The 17,055-nt window shown below is 57.3% G+C and carries 17 protein-coding genes; 15 read left to right on the forward strand and 2 right to left on the reverse strand.

Annotated features, from left to right (window positions below; all coding sequences use genetic code 11):
• The first annotated feature begins 259 nt into the window (after positions 1-259).
• The 15 genes from mnmG (at position 260) to glmS (ending at position 15,378) form a co-directional block, all read left to right on the forward strand.
• Positions 260-2,146, forward strand: coding sequence for a tRNA uridine-5-carboxymethylaminomethyl(34) synthesis enzyme MnmG (gene mnmG / locus ACN0XM_RS03120; RefSeq protein ID WP_417565451.1), 1,887 nt, complete (start codon positions 260-262; stop codon positions 2,144-2,146).
• A gap of 9 nt (positions 2,147-2,155) precedes the next feature.
• Positions 2,156-2,800, forward strand: a complete 645-nt coding sequence (gene rsmG, locus ACN0XM_RS03125; RefSeq protein WP_417565452.1) for a 16S rRNA (guanine(527)-N(7))-methyltransferase RsmG — start codon at positions 2,156-2,158, stop codon at positions 2,798-2,800.
• A gap of 49 nt (positions 2,801-2,849) precedes the next feature.
• The gene (locus ACN0XM_RS03130) at positions 2,850-3,644 is read left to right on the forward strand and encodes a ParA family protein (protein WP_417565453.1); all 795 of its coding nucleotides are present in this window, start codon (positions 2,850-2,852) and stop codon (positions 3,642-3,644) included.
• 60 nt (positions 3,645-3,704) lie between these two features.
• The gene (locus tag ACN0XM_RS03135; RefSeq protein ID WP_417565454.1) at positions 3,705-4,580 is read left to right on the forward strand and encodes a ParB/RepB/Spo0J family partition protein; all 876 of its coding nucleotides are present in this window, start codon (positions 3,705-3,707) and stop codon (positions 4,578-4,580) included.
• Positions 4,581-4,849: 269 nt separating this feature from the next.
• Positions 4,850-5,251 (forward strand): F0F1 ATP synthase subunit I, encoded by a 402-nt coding sequence (locus ACN0XM_RS03140; RefSeq protein ID WP_417565455.1) that lies wholly within the window; start codon positions 4,850-4,852, stop codon positions 5,249-5,251.
• 19 nt (positions 5,252-5,270) lie between these two features.
• Positions 5,271-6,143, forward strand: coding sequence for a F0F1 ATP synthase subunit A (atpB, locus tag ACN0XM_RS03145; RefSeq protein WP_417565456.1), 873 nt, complete (start codon positions 5,271-5,273; stop codon positions 6,141-6,143).
• Positions 6,144-6,218: 75 nt separating this feature from the next.
• Positions 6,219-6,476, forward strand: coding sequence for a F0F1 ATP synthase subunit C (gene atpE / locus ACN0XM_RS03150; RefSeq protein ID WP_012138088.1), 258 nt, complete (start codon positions 6,219-6,221; stop codon positions 6,474-6,476).
• A gap of 70 nt (positions 6,477-6,546) precedes the next feature.
• Complete coding sequence (locus ACN0XM_RS03155; RefSeq protein ID WP_417565457.1) at positions 6,547-7,017, forward strand: F0F1 ATP synthase subunit B; 471 nt, start codon at positions 6,547-6,549, stop codon at positions 7,015-7,017.
• 15 nt (positions 7,018-7,032) lie between these two features.
• Complete coding sequence (locus ACN0XM_RS03160; RefSeq protein WP_417565458.1) at positions 7,033-7,569, forward strand: F0F1 ATP synthase subunit delta; 537 nt, start codon at positions 7,033-7,035, stop codon at positions 7,567-7,569.
• 28 nt (positions 7,570-7,597) lie between these two features.
• Positions 7,598-9,142 (forward strand): F0F1 ATP synthase subunit alpha, encoded by a 1,545-nt coding sequence (gene atpA, locus ACN0XM_RS03165; protein WP_417565459.1) that lies wholly within the window; start codon positions 7,598-7,600, stop codon positions 9,140-9,142.
• A gap of 73 nt (positions 9,143-9,215) precedes the next feature.
• A complete protein-coding gene (gene atpG, locus ACN0XM_RS03170) occupies positions 9,216-10,079 on the forward strand; it encodes a F0F1 ATP synthase subunit gamma (RefSeq protein WP_417565460.1) in 864 nt (287 codons plus the stop codon).
• 56 nt (positions 10,080-10,135) lie between these two features.
• The gene (gene atpD / locus ACN0XM_RS03175) at positions 10,136-11,530 is read left to right on the forward strand and encodes a F0F1 ATP synthase subunit beta (RefSeq protein ID WP_417565461.1); all 1,395 of its coding nucleotides are present in this window, start codon (positions 10,136-10,138) and stop codon (positions 11,528-11,530) included.
• A gap of 48 nt (positions 11,531-11,578) precedes the next feature.
• Entirely contained in the window at positions 11,579-12,001 is a 423-nt protein-coding gene (locus tag ACN0XM_RS03180) for a F0F1 ATP synthase subunit epsilon (RefSeq protein WP_417565462.1), read from the forward strand.
• A gap of 149 nt (positions 12,002-12,150) precedes the next feature.
• On the forward strand, positions 12,151-13,515 hold the full coding sequence (gene glmU / locus ACN0XM_RS03185) for a bifunctional UDP-N-acetylglucosamine diphosphorylase/glucosamine-1-phosphate N-acetyltransferase GlmU (protein WP_417565463.1): 1,365 nt from the start codon (positions 12,151-12,153) through the stop codon (positions 13,513-13,515).
• 30 nt (positions 13,516-13,545) lie between these two features.
• The gene (glmS, locus tag ACN0XM_RS03190) at positions 13,546-15,378 is read left to right on the forward strand and encodes a glutamine--fructose-6-phosphate transaminase (isomerizing) (RefSeq protein WP_417565464.1); all 1,833 of its coding nucleotides are present in this window, start codon (positions 13,546-13,548) and stop codon (positions 15,376-15,378) included.
• Between the two features lie 13 nt (positions 15,379-15,391).
• Here glmS and ACN0XM_RS03195 read toward each other — a convergent pair whose 3' ends face one another.
• Entirely contained in the window at positions 15,392-15,868 is a 477-nt protein-coding gene (locus ACN0XM_RS03195; protein WP_417565465.1) for a MarR family winged helix-turn-helix transcriptional regulator, read from the reverse strand.
• Positions 15,869-15,891: 23 nt separating this feature from the next.
• On the reverse strand, positions 15,892-17,031 hold the full coding sequence (aliB, locus tag ACN0XM_RS03200) for a cyclohexanecarboxyl-CoA dehydrogenase (protein ID WP_417565466.1): 1,140 nt from the start codon (positions 17,029-17,031) through the stop codon (positions 15,892-15,894).
• Positions 17,032-17,055 lie beyond the last annotated feature (24 nt).

A 17,055-nucleotide genomic window follows, 5' to 3' on the forward strand; every position in this document is an offset into this window, starting at 1 on the left:
CTTTCATGTGGATAACTTTCTTGAAAACTTTTCTGAGAAGAGCGATCCAAGCCTATGAAAACCTAAAAATTTCGGTTTTCCACTATCCTTGGAATTGTTAAAAAAGCAGCTGCCGACCTTTTGTGACCCCCTTCCGGCTTTCAACGGCGTTTTGATCTGGTTAAAATTTGCACATTCCGACTGCAATTTCCTGGGTGAGGCGTTATACTCCGCGCCCTGTTTCTATACCTTTTTTTCAGCCCGATTTCCGAGGTGAACTGTGGATTTTCCGACCCGTTTCGATGTCATTGTCATTGGTGGTGGCCATGCCGGTACCGAGGCCGCGCTGGCGGCTGCGCGCATGGGTTCGCAAACCCTGCTGCTGACCCACAACATTGAAACCCTGGGCCAGATGTCCTGCAACCCGGCTATCGGTGGTATTGGCAAGAGCCATCTGGTCAAGGAAATCGATGCCCTGGGTGGCGCCATGGCCGAGGCGACCGACAAGGCCGGTATCCAGTTCCGGGTATTGAACAGCCGCAAGGGCCCGGCAGTCCGTGCCACCCGTGCCCAGGCCGACCGGGTCCTTTACAAGGCGGCCATCCGCCATACCCTGGAGAGCCAGCCTAATCTGACTCTGTTCCAGCAGGCGGCGGACGACCTGATTGTGGAAAACGACCAGGTGACCGGTGTCGTCACCCAGACCGGAATCCGCTTCAACGCGAAGACGGTTGTGCTCACTACCGGTACCTTCCTCGGCGGCGTTATCCACATCGGCATGCAACACCATGCCGGCGGCCGCGCCGGCGACGCCCCGGCCAACGCACTGGCCCAACGCCTGCGGGAACTGCCGTTCAATGTTGGTCGCCTGAAAACCGGTACGCCGCCGCGCATCGACTCCCGGTCTGTGGATTTCTCGGTGATGCAGGAACAGTGGGGTGATGACCCCATTCCGGTGATGTCCTTCATCGGCAGCCGTAGTCAGCACCCTGAGCAGGTCTGCTGTTACGTTACCCGCACGACTGAAGAAACCCACGACATCATTCGCAGCGGATTTGATCGTTCGCCCATGTTTGCCGGCAGCATCGAAGGCGTTGGCCCGCGTTACTGCCCGTCCATCGAGGACAAGGTCAACCGTTTTGCCGACAAGGATTCGCACCAGATTTTTGTGGAGCCGGAAGGCCTGACCACCAACGAGCTGTACCCGAACGGTATCTCCACCAGCCTGCCTTTCGATATCCAGCTGGCGGCGGTGCGCTCCATCCCGGGATTTGAGAATGCCCACATCACCCGGCCGGGCTATGCCATCGAATACGATTACCTGAACCCCCAGGACCTGCGCCATACCCTGGAAACCAAGTTCATCCAGGGCCTGTACTTTGCCGGCCAGATCAACGGTACCACTGGTTACGAAGAAGCCGGCGCCCAGGGCCTGCTGGCCGGTATCAACGCCGCTCTGAAAGCCCAGGATAAGGACGAGTGGTACCCGCGCCGTGATGAGGCCTACCTGGGTGTACTGGTGGATGACCTGATCACCATGGGCACCTCCGAGCCTTATCGCATGTTCACCAGTCGCGCTGAATACCGGCTGATCCTGCGGGAAGACAACGCCGATCTGCGCCTGACCGAAACCGGTCGCAAGCTGGGCCTGGTGAACGATCAGCGCTGGCAGAAATTTAACGACAAGCGCGAGGCCATCGCCACCGAGCGCAGTCGTCTGGAGTCCACCCGGATTCATCCGAATACCGAGGCAGGAGAGCGCGCGAAAGGTTTCCTCAAGCAGCCGATGACCCGGGACCAGTCCCTGGCGGAACTGCTGCGTCGCCCCGAGATCGTCTACAGTCACATCGCTGCGATTGGCGCTGAGCAGACAGAGGACCCGGTGGTGGCGGATCAGGTGGAAATCGAGATCAAGTATGAGGGCTATATTTCCCGCCAGACCGACGAGATCGCACGGTTGCGCCGGAACGAAAACACCGCCTTGCCGGTGGATCTGGATTACGATGTGATTGGCGGCTTGTCCAACGAGATCAGGCAGAAACTCCAGGCCGTTCGTCCGGAGACGGTGGCCCAGGCGTCGCGCATCCAGGGCGTGACCCCGGCGGCGGTGAGCCAGATCCTGGTGCACCTGAAAAAGCGCGACCTGCTGCGCAAACAGACAGCCTGATCCGCGCCCATGACCAACGCGCTCTGGCAGGGTCAGCTCCGGGACGGACTGGCGGCAATGGGTCTCACTCTGAACGACGGCCAGCAGCAACGGTTGCTGGCTTTTCTTGGCCTGCTCAACAAATGGAATCGGGCCTACAATCTCACAGCGGTGCGTAATGAGCGTGAAATGGTGTCCCGGCAGCTGCTGGACAGCCTCAGTATCCTGCCCTGGGTAACCACAGACCATCTTCTGGATGTCGGAGCCGGAGGCGGCCTGCCTGGAATACCCCTGGCCATTGCCCTGCCCGGAAAGCGGTTTACCCTGCTGGACAGCAACGGCAAAAAAACCCGGTTCCTGAACCAATGTGTTCTGGAGCTGGGCCTCGCTAACGTTGAGGTAATCCACGGCCGGGCGGAAGCCTGCACTCCCGCTGAGCCTTTTACCCAGATCAGCAGCCGGGCTTTCACCGCTCTGGAGAATCTGGTGAGCTGGTGTGGGGATTTGCTGGCAAATGAGGGCGAGTTCCTTGCCATGAAAGGCCAGTTTCCGGATGATGAAGTGGCTGCTCTTCCAACTGGCTGGCGGGTAAAATCCAGGCACTCCCTGGACGTCCCCGGCGCGGATGGCGAGCGCCATTTACTGGTGATCGCCCGGGCAGCGCAATCCCGGTAGCTCTGCACTCGAAATTCTGAACCGGTAACCCCGAACAAGGAGGCAAGACATGGCGCGCGTGATTGCAGTGACCAATCAGAAAGGCGGTGTGGGCAAAACCACCACCTGCGTCAACCTTGCCGCCTCCCTGGCTGCGACCAAACGACGGGTGCTGTTGGTGGATATGGACCCCCAGGGCAATGCCACCATGGGCAGCGGTGTGGATAAGAACGCCCTGGAACTGTCCGGTTATGACATGCTGACCAAGCGGGCCAGCGCCGCCGAGGTCATCATTCCGGCAGAAGCATCCGGCTTCGATATTCTGCCGGCCAATGGTGATCTCACCGCCGCGGAAGTGGCACTGATGAATGAAATCGGCCGCGAGCACCGTCTGCGTCTTGCCCTCAATACCGTTCGCGACAACTACGATTACATCCTGATCGATTGCCCGCCCTCGCTCAGTCTGTTGACGGTGAACGCCCTGTCCGCTGCGGATGCGGTCCTGATCCCCATGCAGTGTGAGTACTATGCGCTGGAAGGCCTGGCCGCGCTGATGAACACGGTTGAGCAGATCCAGGAGACCGTGAACCCGAATCTCGAGATGGAAGGGATTTTGCGGACCATGTACGACCCCCGAAACAGCTTGACCCTGGACGTGTCCGGTCAGCTGACGGAATATTTCGGCGACAAGGTCTACCGTGCGGTGATTCCCCGTAATGTCCGTCTGGCCGAAGCGCCAAGTTATGGCATGCCGGCCCTGAAGTACGACCGCGCTTCCAAGGGCGCTATCGCGTATCTGGCCCTGGCTGGCGAGATGGTTCGTCGGCATGGTTCAAAAAAGACATCCGCACCGGTTGCGGTGTAACATACCGCCCTGTCACTCACTGAAGCACAACGATATTCAACGGGAAGAATGACTGACACCATGGCGGCTAAGAAACGAGGATTGGGTGAACGTGGACTGGGCGCCCTGCTGGCGGGCTCCAAGGTCAATCTCGACCAGGAGCTGAAAGACCACGACGGTGAACTCCGCCAAGTCCCTATCGACCTGATCCAGCGTGGCCGTTTCCAGCCCCGGCGGGATATGGATCCGGCTGCCCTGCAGGAACTGGCTGATTCCATTCGCCAGCAAGGGGTGATGCAGCCGGTGGTGGTTCGCCCCATCGCCGAAGGCCGCTATGAACTGATCGCCGGTGAGCGCCGCTGGCGTGCCACCCAGATGGCCGGTCTGGACAACATCCCCGCCATCATCCGGGATGTTCCGGACGAAGCCGCCATCGCCATGGCGCTGATCGAGAACATCCAGCGCGAAAACCTCAATCCCATTGAAGAAGCCTTTGCCCTGCAGCGACTGCAGGACGAATTCGGCCTGACCCAAGCTCAGGTTGCGGAAGCGGTTGGTAAATCCCGAACCACCATCACCAACTTGCTGCGGTTGATCGGCCTTTCGGAAGATGTCCGTATCATGCTGGAGCATGGCGATCTGGAGATGGGCCACGGCCGTGCCATGTTGACCCTGGCGCCGGAATTGCAGATGCAGGTGGCGAAACAGGTGGTGGCGAAATCCCTGTCTGTTCGCCAAACCGAAGCCCTGGTACGCCGGGTCCAGCAGGAAACGCCAGACAGTAAATCCGGGAAAAAGGGCGCGCTTGATCCAAATATAAGGTCCCTGCAGGACGATCTGGCCGAAAGGCTGGGCGCCAGGGTGTCCATAGACCACGGCCAGCGTGGCAAAGGTAAACTGGTTATTGAGTACAGTTCCCTCGACGAGCTGGACGGAATTCTGGGCCATATCAAGTAAATTGGCCCGGTTTTATACTTCCTTGGTCTCCCCTACGAAAGTTTGTATCCTCACATTCACACAACATGTAGTGTTGTTAATATAGATGTCTGTCTATTTGTGTCGAATTCTTTCAAATGCCCCTTGGCATGCAGGCTGGACCGGATTCTGTGGTGCCGGGTTTTGTTGATTCGTGCAGATTGAACACATATAATCTGCGGCGCTCGTGTCGGTGTATTTGTATATTTTTTAAACTGAATCGGTAAAGGCACCGTACCTCCGGGACAATAATGACGAAGGCAACTCGGAGCGGCATAGGCCGCCCCCCCATCGCACGATGGTTTGTAATAGAAAGTGTGATACTGGTCTTCGTTTGCGTGGCGTTTTTTCTGCTACGCGGTCAGGTTTCCGGGTATTCAGCGCTGATTGGTGGCCTCATTTTTTTAGTGCCCCACGGTTTTTTTGCGCTCAAGGCATTCCGCTACTCCGGCGCGCGGTCTGCCAGGAAGATCATAAGTTCTTTTTACCAGGGTGAGGCCGGCAAGCTCATCTTGTGTGCCATCTTCTTCACGATGGCCTTTAAATGGATTCAGCCGCTTGATGAAGCGGCACTTTTTTTAACATTTGCGATTATGCTGGTCACCAACTGGTTGACGCCGCTTCTGGCGGGCAGCACTACGCAGCGAAGCTAACTGGACCTGGGAAACCGTTATGGCAGGAAGTGCATCCGAATATATCCAGCATCACCTCCAGAACCTGACGTATGGCAAGTTGCCCGCGGGTTACGAACGTGCCGATGGCACGGTACTGCAGGAAGCGCAGTGGACTATGGCCCACAATGCGGCTGAAGCCTCCGACATGGGGTTCATGGCGCTGCACGTCGATTCCCTTGGCTGGTCTGTCGCCCTGGGCGTGATTTTTCTGTTCATTTTCCGCCTGGCGGCCAAGCGCGTAACATCCGGTCAGCCCGGTGGACTGCAGAACTTCGTTGAAGTCATGATCGAGTTTGTTGATAACAGCGTTAAGGAAACCTTCCACGGCAGGAACAAGGTCATCGCGCCGCTGGCACTGACCATCTTCTGCTGGGTATTCCTGATGAACCTGATGGATCTGGTGCCGGTGGACTTTCTGCCCCAGGTATTCCACCTGATGGGCCTGGAATACATGAAGGTGGTTCCAACCACGGACGTCAACATAACGTTGGGCATGTCCCTGTCGGTATTTTTCCTGATTATCTTTTACAGCATCAAGGTCAAAGGCATCGGTGGTTTCATGGGCGAGTTGACCCTGCATCCGTTCTCATCCGATAACCTGTTTCTGAAAATCCTGTTGGTACCGGTGAACTTCCTGCTGGAAGGCGTCAGCCTGATCGCGAAGCCGATTTCGCTGGCCTTGCGTCTGTTCGGTAACCTTTATGCGGGTGAGCTGATCTTTATTCTTATCGCACTGCTGCCGTTCTGGGCGCAGTGGACGCTGTCTGTACCCTGGGCGATCTTCCACATTCTGGTTATCACCCTGCAGGCATTCATCTTTATGATGTTGACGATCGTGTACCTGAGCATGGCTCACGAAGACAGTCACTGATCGGACACCATTAAGCCGTAGTTTTAAAACCGTAACCCTTAAACTGAAAACCTAAACTGAAAACTGGGAGTTATCATGGAAACTGTAGTTGGAATGACCGCGATTGCCGTTGCACTGCTGATTGGTCTGGGTGCCCTGGGTACTGCGATTGGCTTTGGTATCCTCGGTGGCAAGTTCCTGGAAGGCGCTGCGCGTCAGCCGGAAATGACCCCGATGTTGCAGGTTAAAATGTTCATCGTCGCAGGTCTGTTGGACGCCGTAACCATGATCGGTGTTGGTATCGCCCTGTTCTTCACTTTCGCCAACCCGTTTGTCGGCCAGATCGCCGGTTAATCGAGTCGCCAGAGCCGGGGGCTTTACCCCGGTCAGATGATTCTTAACAAAACAGGCGAGAGGTGAAGACGTGAACATTAATTTGACGATGATTGGTCAAGCCATCGCGTTCTTTATCTTTGTCGTCTTCTGCATGAAGTACGTGTGGCCGCCTATTATGGCCGCACTGCAGGAGCGTCAAAAGAAGATCGCTGACGGACTGGCTGCCTCAGACCGCGCTTCGCGCGATCTGGAACTGGCTCAGGAAAAGTCAGCACAGGAACTGCGTGAAGCCAAGCAGCAAGCTGCCGGCCTGATTGAGCAGGCTAACAAGCGTGCGGCCCAGATTGTGGAAGCATCCAAGGATGACGCCCGCAAGGAAGGCCAGAAGCTGATTGAGCAGGCCAAGGCCGAAATTGAACAGGAGCGGAATCAGGCTCGTGAAGCGCTGCGTGCAGAAGTTGCCGCCATCGCTGTCGCCGGTGCTGAGAAGATCCTGGAAACCTCTGTCGATGCCTCCAAGCACAACGAGATGTTGGACAAATTGGCGGCAGAACTTTAAACGACGAGGTTCATCATGGCAGAACTGAGAACGCTGGCCCGTCCCTACGCAAAGGCAGCATTTGGTGCCGCTCAGGAGCATAAGCAGCTGGCTGAGTGGTCACAGGTGCTGACGGTTGCCGGGCAGGTCACCGCGAACAAAGACATTCGACAGCTTCTCGCGAATCCGGGTCTCGAAGAGCAGAAGAAGGCTGATCTGATTCTGGAGGTCGTCGAAGAGGGCGTCACCGAACAGATCCGGAACTTTTTCGCTGTACTGGCGGAAAAACGCCGGCTGACTCTTCTTCCTGAGATTGCAGCGCTCTTCAACACGTACCGGGCTGATCTGGAGCGCACTGTTGATATCGAGATTACCGCAGCTTTCGAGCTGACGGACGAACAGCAACAGAAGCTCGCCCAGGCACTCTCGAAGAAACTCGAGCGGCAAGTGTCACTCGCAGCGTCATTGGACAAATCACTGATTGGCGGTGTGATTATCCGCACTGGCGATATGGTGATTGACGCATCTGTACGCGGAAAGCTGACCAAGCTGGCCGACGCTCTGGGCTCCTGATTTCAGCACAAGGTTTGAGGATATTGGCATGCAGCAACTGAATCCATCCGAGATCAGTGACATCATCAAGAAGAGAATCGAGAAACTCGATATCTCTTCTGAAGCAAAGAACGAAGGTACAATCCTGTCTGTTTCTGACGGTATCGTACTGATCCACGGTCTTGCCGACGTTATGTCTGGTGAGATGATTGAATTTGCCAACGGCGTTTTCGGCATGGCTCTGAACCTGGAGCGTGATTCCGTAGGTGCGGTTGTGCTGGGCGACTACGAAGAACTGGCAGAAGGCCAGAAAGTTCGTTGTACCGGTCGTATTCTGGAAGTTCCGGTCGGCCCTGAACTTATGGGTCGCGTGGTTGACGGTCTGGGTAATCCGATCGATGGTAAAGGCGATCTGGGCACTGATCTCACCGCTCCGGTTGAGAAGGTTGCACCGGGCGTTATCGAGCGTCAGTCCGTCGATCAGCCGGTACAGACCGGTCTGAAAGCAATCGATACCATGGTACCTATCGGCCGTGGCCAGCGTGAGCTGATCATCGGTGACCGTCAGATTGGTAAGACCGCCGTCGCTATCGACGCGATCATCAACCAGAAAGATACCGGCATCAAGTGTATCTACGTGGCCATTGGTCAGAAGCAGTCTTCCATTGCCGCTGTTGTGCGCAAGCTGGAAGAGCACGGTGCGATGGATCACACCATCGTGGTTGCCGCCGGCGCCGCCGATCCTGCAGCGATGCAGTTCCTGGCTCCGTACTCCGGTACCTCCATGGGTGAATATTTCCGTGACCGTGGTGAAGACGCCCTGATCATCTATGATGATCTGTCCAAGCAGGCTGTGGCGTATCGCCAGATCTCCCTGCTGTTGCGTCGTCCGCCGGGCCGTGAAGCTTACCCTGGTGACGTTTTCTATCTGCACTCACGTCTGCTGGAGCGCTCTTCCCGCGTTAACGCCGACTACGTTGAGAAGTTCACCAACGGTGAAGTGAAAGGCAAAACCGGTTCTCTGACCGCTTTGCCAATCATCGAGACCCAGGCCGGCGACGTTTCCGCATTCGTACCGACCAACGTAATCTCGATCACCGACGGCCAGATCTTCCTGGAAACCAACCTGTTCAACTCCGGCATCCGTCCGGCAATGAACGCCGGTGTATCCGTATCCCGGGTTGGTGGCTCTGCCCAGACCAAGATCATGAAAAAGCTTGGCGGTAACATCCGTCTGGCACTGGCCCAGTATCGCGAACTTGCCGCTTTCGCCCAGTTCGCTTCGGATCTTGACGAAGCAACTCGTAAGCAGCTTGAGCACGGTCAGCGTGTTACAGAACTCATGAAGCAGAACCAGTACAGCCCGATGTCTGTGGCTGAAATGGGTACGGTTCTGTTCGCAGCCAACGAAGGCTTCCTGGACGATGTTGATGTCGACAAGGTAGTGAAGTTTGAAGCGCAGATGCTCGACTGGATGCGCTCCGAACAGAAAGACCTGCTCGCCAAGATCGACGAAAAGGGCGATTACAACGACGAAATCGCTGCCGGCCTTAAAGCTGCACTTGAGAAATTCAAGACCACTCAAAGCTGGTAAGAAACAGGCCCGCGGCGATAGTCGCGGGCCGCTTTCGAAGCAACGAGTGTCTAACTTGAGAAGGCAGTGAGTTATGGCCATCGGCAAAGAAATACGTAATCAGATTACAAGCATCAAGAGCACGCAGAAAATAACCAGTGCCATGGAAATGGTTGCTGCAAGCAAGATGCGTAAAGCTCAGGAACGCATGCAGGCTACCCGCCCGTATGCCGAAAAGATGCGACAGGTGATCGGGCACATTGCCAAGGCGAATGCTCAGTACAAACATCCGTTCATGGTCGAGCGCGAGGTTAAGCGCGTGGGCTATATTGTGGTGTCAACTGATCGTGGTCTTTGCGGTGGTCTGAATGGCAACCTGTTCAAAACGCTTATCCGTGAAATGAAAGCGTGGAACGACAGCGGAGCGGAGATCGATCTGTGCGCCATCGGACAGAAAGGGGCGTCCTTTTTCCGGAGCTACGGCGGGAACGTCGTTGCGGCACTGACCCATCTGGGTGATAACCCGAGCTCTGAAAAACTCATCGGCAACGTCAAGGTGATGCTGGATGCGTTCTCGGAAGGCAAGATTGACCGTCTTTATCTGGTCAGCAACGAGTTCGTGAACACCATGACCCAGCGCCCGACGGTAGAGCAGCTCTTGCCTCTGCCTGAGAGCGAGGACGAAGAAGAGATCAAGAACCAGTGGGAATATCTCTACGAGCCCGATGCCAGGCAGATCCTCGATGGCCTTCTGCCACGTTTTATTGAGTCCCAGGTATACCAGGGTGTGGTAGAGAATCTGGCATGTGAACAGGCAGCCCGGATGATCGCCATGAAGAGCGCAACTGACAACGCCGGTGACATTATCGGTGAGCTTCAGTTGGCTTATAACAAGGCGCGTCAGGCAGCCATCACCCAAGAGATTTCGGAGATTGTGAGCGGCGCGGCTTCAGTCTGATCCGGCCCACAATCCAACTGGTTTTATTGACTACTTAAGATAACGAGGAACCGAGCATGAGTAGCGGACAAATCGTTCAGATCATTGGCGCGGTTATCGACGTGGAATTTCCACGTGACTCCGTACCCAAGATATATGACGCACTGCTGCTTGAAGGTGGCGAAACAACTCTGGAAGTCCAGCAGCAGCTGGGTGACGGAATCGTTCGTACCATCGCCATGGGCAGCACTGACGGCCTTAAGCGAGGCCTGAAAGCGGAAAACACCGGTAAGGCAATCTCGGTACCGGTTGGTACCCAGACCCTGGGCCGTATCATGGACGTTCTGGGTCGTCCCATCGACGAACAGGGACCGATTGGTGAAGAAGAGCGTTGGGGTATCCACCGCAAAGCTCCGAGCTACGCCGACCAGGCAGCGTCTGCCGACTTGCTGGAAACCGGCATCAAGGTTATCGACCTGATCTGCCCGTTTGCCAAAGGCGGTAAGGTTGGCCTGTTCGGTGGTGCCGGTGTAGGCAAGACCGTTAACATGATGGAGCTGATCAACAACATTGCGAAAGAGCACTCCGGTCTCTCCGTATTCGCAGGTGTTGGTGAGCGGACCCGTGAAGGTAACGACTTCTACTACGAAATGAAGGATTCCAACGTACTCGACAAAGTGGCCATGGTTTACGGCCAGATGAACGAGCCCCCTGGAAACCGTCTGCGTGTCGCCCTGACCGGCCTCACCATGGCTGAGAAGTTCCGTGACGAAGGCCGTGACGTACTGTTGTTCGTTGACAACATTTACCGTTACACCCTGGCCGGTACTGAGGTATCTGCACTGCTGGGTCGTATGCCTTCTGCGGTAGGTTATCAGCCGACGCTGGCCCAGGAAATGGGTGAGCTTCAGGAGCGTATCACCTCCACTAAGGACGGCTCTATTACGTCGATCCAGGCGGTCTACGTACCGGCGGATGACTTGACTGACCCGTCACCAGCCACCACCTTCTCGCACCTTGATGCGACCGTGGTACTGAGCCGTGATATCGCTTCCAAGGGTATCTATCCGGCGATCGATCCGCTGGACTCTACCTCGCGTCAGCTGGATCCACTGGTCATCGGTGATGAGCACTACGAAATAGCCCGTGGCGTGCAGACCAACCTGCAGCGTTACAAGGAACTGAAAGACATCATCGCCATTCTGGGTATGGACGAACTGTCAGAAGAAGATAAACTGACGGTAGCTCGTGCCCGTAAGATTGAGCGTTTTCTGTCCCAGCCGTTCCACGTTGCTGAAGTATTCACCGGCTCACCCGGTAAATACGTTTCCCTGAAGGAAACCATCAGCAGCTTCAAGGGCATCCTCAACGGCGACTATGACGATATGCCTGAGCAGGCGTTCTACATGGTCGGTGGCATCGAGGAAGCGGTCGAGAAAGCGAAGGAAATGAAGAGCAAGGCGAAGAAGTGATTCTGAGCCCTTGCGTTTGTTTCCGGATCGATCAAAAAGGCGACTGACATGGGTATGACCGTGCATTGTGATGTGGTAAGTGCCGAAACTAAGATCTATTCCGGATTGGTAGAAATGCTGATCGCGGCGGGCTCTGAAGGTGACCTGGGTATTGCCCCGGGCCACGCCCCGCTGCTGACTCAGCTGAAGCCGGGTCCTATTCGGATCATCAAGCAGGGCGGTGAAGAAGAGATTCTTTACGTGTCCGGCGGATATCTGGAGGTCCAGCCCAATCTGGTGACTTTATTGGCGGATACCGCTGTTCGTGCAAAGGATGTGGACGAAGCAGCCGCACTCGAGGCACAGAAAGAGGCCGAGAAAGCACTTGCCAACAAGACCGGTGAATTCGAGTACTCCCGTGCCGCTGCAGAGTTGGCGGAAGCTGTTGCCCAGCTTCGTACCATCCGGCAGCTGCGTAACAAAATGCGCTAAGCATTTCCGTTTCGGGTTTGCCGAACACCGAAGCCGCATCCTGAGCGGCTGGAAGACCAACGCCCGGCGTTGGACCTCCGGCCCTGAGGAGTGCGGTTTTTTTATTTTCCGATTTCAGATATTCAAATCACCGGGAGCCTGACCATTCCATGAGCCCGTTACACGTTGTCATTCTGGCCGCTGGCCAGGGTTCCAGAATGAAATCCGCCCTGCCCAAGGTTCTCCACCCGGTGGCCGGTCGCCCGATGCTTCACCATGTGATTGCCACGGCCAAACAGCTGGGCGCCGAGAAGATCCACGCCGTTATCGGGCATGGTGCGGAGAAGGTTCGCGAAACCACCACCGAGGCCACGGTGAACTGGGTAACCCAGAATGAACAGCTCGGTACTGGCCATGCCGTTGCCCAGGCGTTGCCCGATCTTCCCGATGAGGCCAGAGTTCTGGTGCTCTATGGCGATGTCCCGCTCACCCGTCACGATACCCTGAACGCGCTGGTTGGTACCCTGGATGACAACACTCTTGGGCTCCTGACAGTGACCATGGACAACCCACACGGGTATGGCCGTATTGTTCGCAACCCGGACGGCAATGTCGTCGCCATCGTCGAGCAAAAGGACGCGACCCCCGAGCAGTTGGCTATCCGTGAGGTCAACACCGGTATTCTTGCGGTTTCGGCCAAGCACCTGAAAGCCTGGCTGCCGGCGTTGTCCAACGGCAACGCCCAGGGTGAGTACTACCTGACCGACATTATCGCCATGGCGGTGGAGCAGGGCATGCGGGTTTCGGTGTCCCAGCCCGACGACCCGTACGAGGTTCAGGGTGTGAACAACCGCCTGCAGTTGGCGGAACTCGAGCGCTGGTTCCAGCGTCGGGAGGCGGAGCGGTTGATGACCGAAGGCGCAACCCTGGCTGACCCGGCGCGGGTTGATGTACGCGGCGAGCTGACCATCGGCAACGATCTGTGGATTGACGTGAACGTGGTGTTCGAAGGCAAAGTCACACTGGGCAGCAATGTGTCGATTGGGCCCGGTTGCGTTATCAAGGATGCGACCATTGCCGAGGGCGCTGAAATCAAGGCGAACAGCGTGATTGAAGGAGCCACGATCGGTGCCAACGCCCAGATTGGACCGTTTGCGCGTATCCGCCCAGGCACTGAGCTGGCGGCCAATACCAAGGTTGGCAATTTTGTTGAAACCAAAAAGGCCGTGGTCGGCGAGGGCAGCAAAATCAACCACCTCAGCTACGTGGGTGATGCCTCTCTGGGCCGTAATGTGAATGTGGGTGCAGGAACCATCACCTGTAATTATGATGGGGTGAACAAGTATCGCACGGTGATCGGCGACGGCGTTTTTGTGGGCTCCAATACCTCCCTGGTGGCTCCGGTAACTGTGGCGGCAGGCGCCACCATCGGCGCCGGTTCGACCATCACCCGGGATGTCGCCGACAGCGAACTGGCTGTGGCCCGTGGCCGGCAGCGCAATATTTCGGGCTGGGAAAAGCCCAGGAAAAACTGATTCAAACGATTAACTGACAGGTAGAGCGACATGTGTGGAATTGTAGGCGCGGTTTCGGAAAGGGACGTCCAGGGCATCCTTCTTGAGGGCCTGCGCCGTCTGGAATACCGGGGGTACGACTCTGCTGGTATGGCGGTTATTGGTGCTGACCATAGCGTCCAGCGTGCACGGGAGGTGGGCAAGGTAGCCTCCCTGGCAGCGGCTATGAAGGCCAACCCCCAGGCCGGATACCTCGGCATTGCGCACACCCGATGGGCGACCCATGGCGAGCCGTCACAGCTCAACGCCCATCCGCACATGTCTGGCGACCACCTGGCCATTGTTCATAACGGCATTATCGAGAACTATCAGGAGCTTCGTGAGGAATTACGTGCTGAGGGTTTTGAGTTCACCTCGCAAACAGATACCGAAGTGGTCGCGCACTTGATTGAAAAGAACTACCGGTCCCTGGGCAACCTCCATGACTCGGTACGGGCGGCCATTGCCCGACTTCGCGGCGCCTACGCTCTGGCGGTGGTACACGCGGATGAACCCGATCATCTCGTGGTCTGTCGGGAAGGCAGCCCCCTGGTGATTGGTGTCGGCATCGGCGAGAATTTCATTGCTTCCGACCAGTTGGCCCTCCTGCCAGTAACCGACCGGTTCATGTTCCTCGAAGAGGGCGACGTTGCGGATATTCGCAAGGACGCTATTGCCATCCTCAATCGAGACGGGAAGAGCGTCGAGCGGGAGATTACCCGGTTCGAGCACGCCACCGATTCTGCCGACAAGGGTGAATACCGCCACTTCATGCTCAAGGAAATCTACGAGCAGCCCAGAGTCATCAAAGCCACCATGGAAGGCCGGGTAACCAGCACCCGGGTACTGGAGCAGGCCCTGGGAACCGATGCGGCCAACCTGCTGGAAAACGTGCGTCACGTTCAGATCATCGCCTGTGGCACCAGCTACCATGCCGGAATGGTGGCCCGCTACTGGATTGAGGAGTTGGCCGGGGTGCCCTGCTCGGTGGAGGTGGCTTCCGAGTTCCGCTACCGCAAGCATGTGATCCAGCAGGACACCCTGTTCCTGTGTATCTCCCAGTCCGGCGAAACCGCCGACACCCTGGCCGCCCTGCGCCAGGCCAAGAAAGCCGGTTTCCGCGCTGCCATGGCCATCTGCAACGTCCCCGGCAGTTCCCTGGTGCGGGAATCGGATCTCGTGATCATGACCCAGGCCGGCCCGGAAATCGGCGTGGCCTCGACCAAGGCCTTCACCACCCAGCTGACTGCCCTGCTGATCTTTACCCTGGCACTGGCCCGCCACAACGGCCTGCCCGAAGACCAGGAGAGAGAGATCGTGGAGGCAATCCACTTGCTGCCTGGCCAGGTGAGTGATGTGCTGGCCCTGGATGGCGAGATTGCGGAGATGTCCAAGGCGTTTATGGACAAGCACCACAGCCTGTTCCTGGGTCGTGGTTCCCAGTTCCCGGTTGCCCTCGAAGGTGCGCTGAAACTGAAGGAAATTTCCTACATCCACGCCGAGGCTTACCCGGCCGGTGAGCTCAAGCATGGCCCGCTGGCCCTGGTAGACAGCGAAATGCCAGTCGTCACGGTAGCGCCGAACAACGACCTGGTCGAGAAGCTTAAATCCAACCTGGAAGAAGTCCGCGCCCGGGGCGGTGAGTTGTTTGTGTTCGCCGATAAAATGGCAGATGTGAAGCCGGAAGAGAGCATCCATGTGATGCAGCTTCCTTCAGTACATCCGATCACTGCCCCGATCGTTTATACGGTTCCCCTGCAGTTGCTGGCCTATCACGTGGCGGTGCTCAAGGGCACCGATGTGGACCAGCCTCGAAATCTGGCAAAAAGTGTGACGGTGGAATAGCACTCGGAGCGCTTTAGGCGGTTTCTTTGGGCTCCGCGGAACCCAAAGAAACCGCCGTCATATCATGCTGAAGTTTTTTCAGCAGATGCAGCAGGCTGACGCCATCATCAAAGCTCATGCCCAGTAACGCCTGGCGATAGAACTCGGTAATGGTGTCTTGCATCCGGCCCCAGAACTCCCGGCCGGAATCGGTCAAAACCACCAGTCTGGCGCGGCGATCCTGCGGGTCGGGAATCCGGATCACGTGGCCATCCCGTTCCATGCGCTTGAGCACGCCGTCGAGGTTTTGCCGGCTGACGTACAGGTATTCCTTAAGCTGGTTGAACGAGGTGCCTTCCTCAAACCCTTCCCGAGACAGCGCGCCCAGTACCGCCCATTGCACGGCGCTGATGCCCATTTCGTTCTGAACCTGGCGCTGCAGGATGTTTCCGGTCTGGAACAGACGGAAAAACAGGCGGTTGGGTATGCCTCCGGATTCGTTGACGATCATTTGTTCTCCTGTTTCACGCTGCCTCACCCGGGCAGGTACTCGCGTGCGATGATGTTTTTCATGATCTGCGCGGTACCGTCGCCAATCTGCAGGCCAAGGACATCCCGCAACCGCTGGGCAAAGGGCAGGTCCTCGCCCCAGCCGGTGTGGCCGTGCGCCAGCAAGCACTGTTTCACCACGTCGAAAGCCAGCTTGGGCCCCCACCATTTGTTCATGGCGGCTTCGGCATTGTGGGGCAGGTTGTTGTCCTTGAGCCAGAGCGCATGGTAACACTGCATACGCGCGGCATGAACGTAGGTCTGGTATTCGGCCAGCGGGTGGGTCAGGCCCTGGAAAGCCGACAGGTGTTGGCCAAACGCGGTGCGCTCGGTCAGCCACTGCCAGGTTTCATCCAGGGATTGCTGGGCCACCGCCAGGCACTGCAAGCCGATCAGCGCGCGGCTGTAGTCAAAGCCCTGCATCACCTGTTTGAAGCCTTTTCCCTCGTCACCCATCATGTTTCTGGCGGGCACTTCCACGTTGTCGAAGAAGATGGAGCCACGGCCGATGGCGCGCTGGCCGTTGTCCTCAAAGCGGGTCGTGGTGATGCCCGGGCTGTCCATCGGGACCAGGAAAGCGCTGATGCCCGAGGCCCGCTGCTCCACGGTGCCGGTGCGGGCGAACACCACCGCCACATCGGCCTGGTCGGCCATGGAGATGGAGGTCTTCTCACCGTTGAGTACGTAAACGTCGCCCTTCCTCTCCGCCTTCAGGCGCAGGTTGGCGGCGTCGGAACCGCCGTGGGGCTCGGTCAGGGCGATGCAGGCCACCTTCTGGCCGGTGGTCATGCCGTGCAGCCAGTCCTTGGCCAGGTCGGGCGCGGCGTGGCTGGCGATGATCTGGCCGTTGAGGGAGGTTAGTAGCGGAATGTAGCCGACGTTGAAATCCCCTTTGGATATTTCCTCGATGATCAGGCCGCTGGTGATGCAGTCCATGCCACTGCCGCCGAATTCCTCCGGCAGTTCGCCGCCGAGCAGGCCCATCTCGCCCAGCTGGCGGATGACATCCTTTTCGATAACCCCTTCCTGATCCCGCTTGCGATAGCCCGGAGCCAGCACCTCGGCGCTGAAGCGGGCCACTACCTCGCGGATCGCGTTTTGTTCTTCACTGAATGCGAAATTCATGGTGTTCTCCGGGCGTTGTCTGTA

It is taken from the genome of Marinobacter sp., from assembly GCF_048269445.1.
Lineage (GTDB): Bacteria > Pseudomonadota > Gammaproteobacteria > Pseudomonadales > Oleiphilaceae > Marinobacter.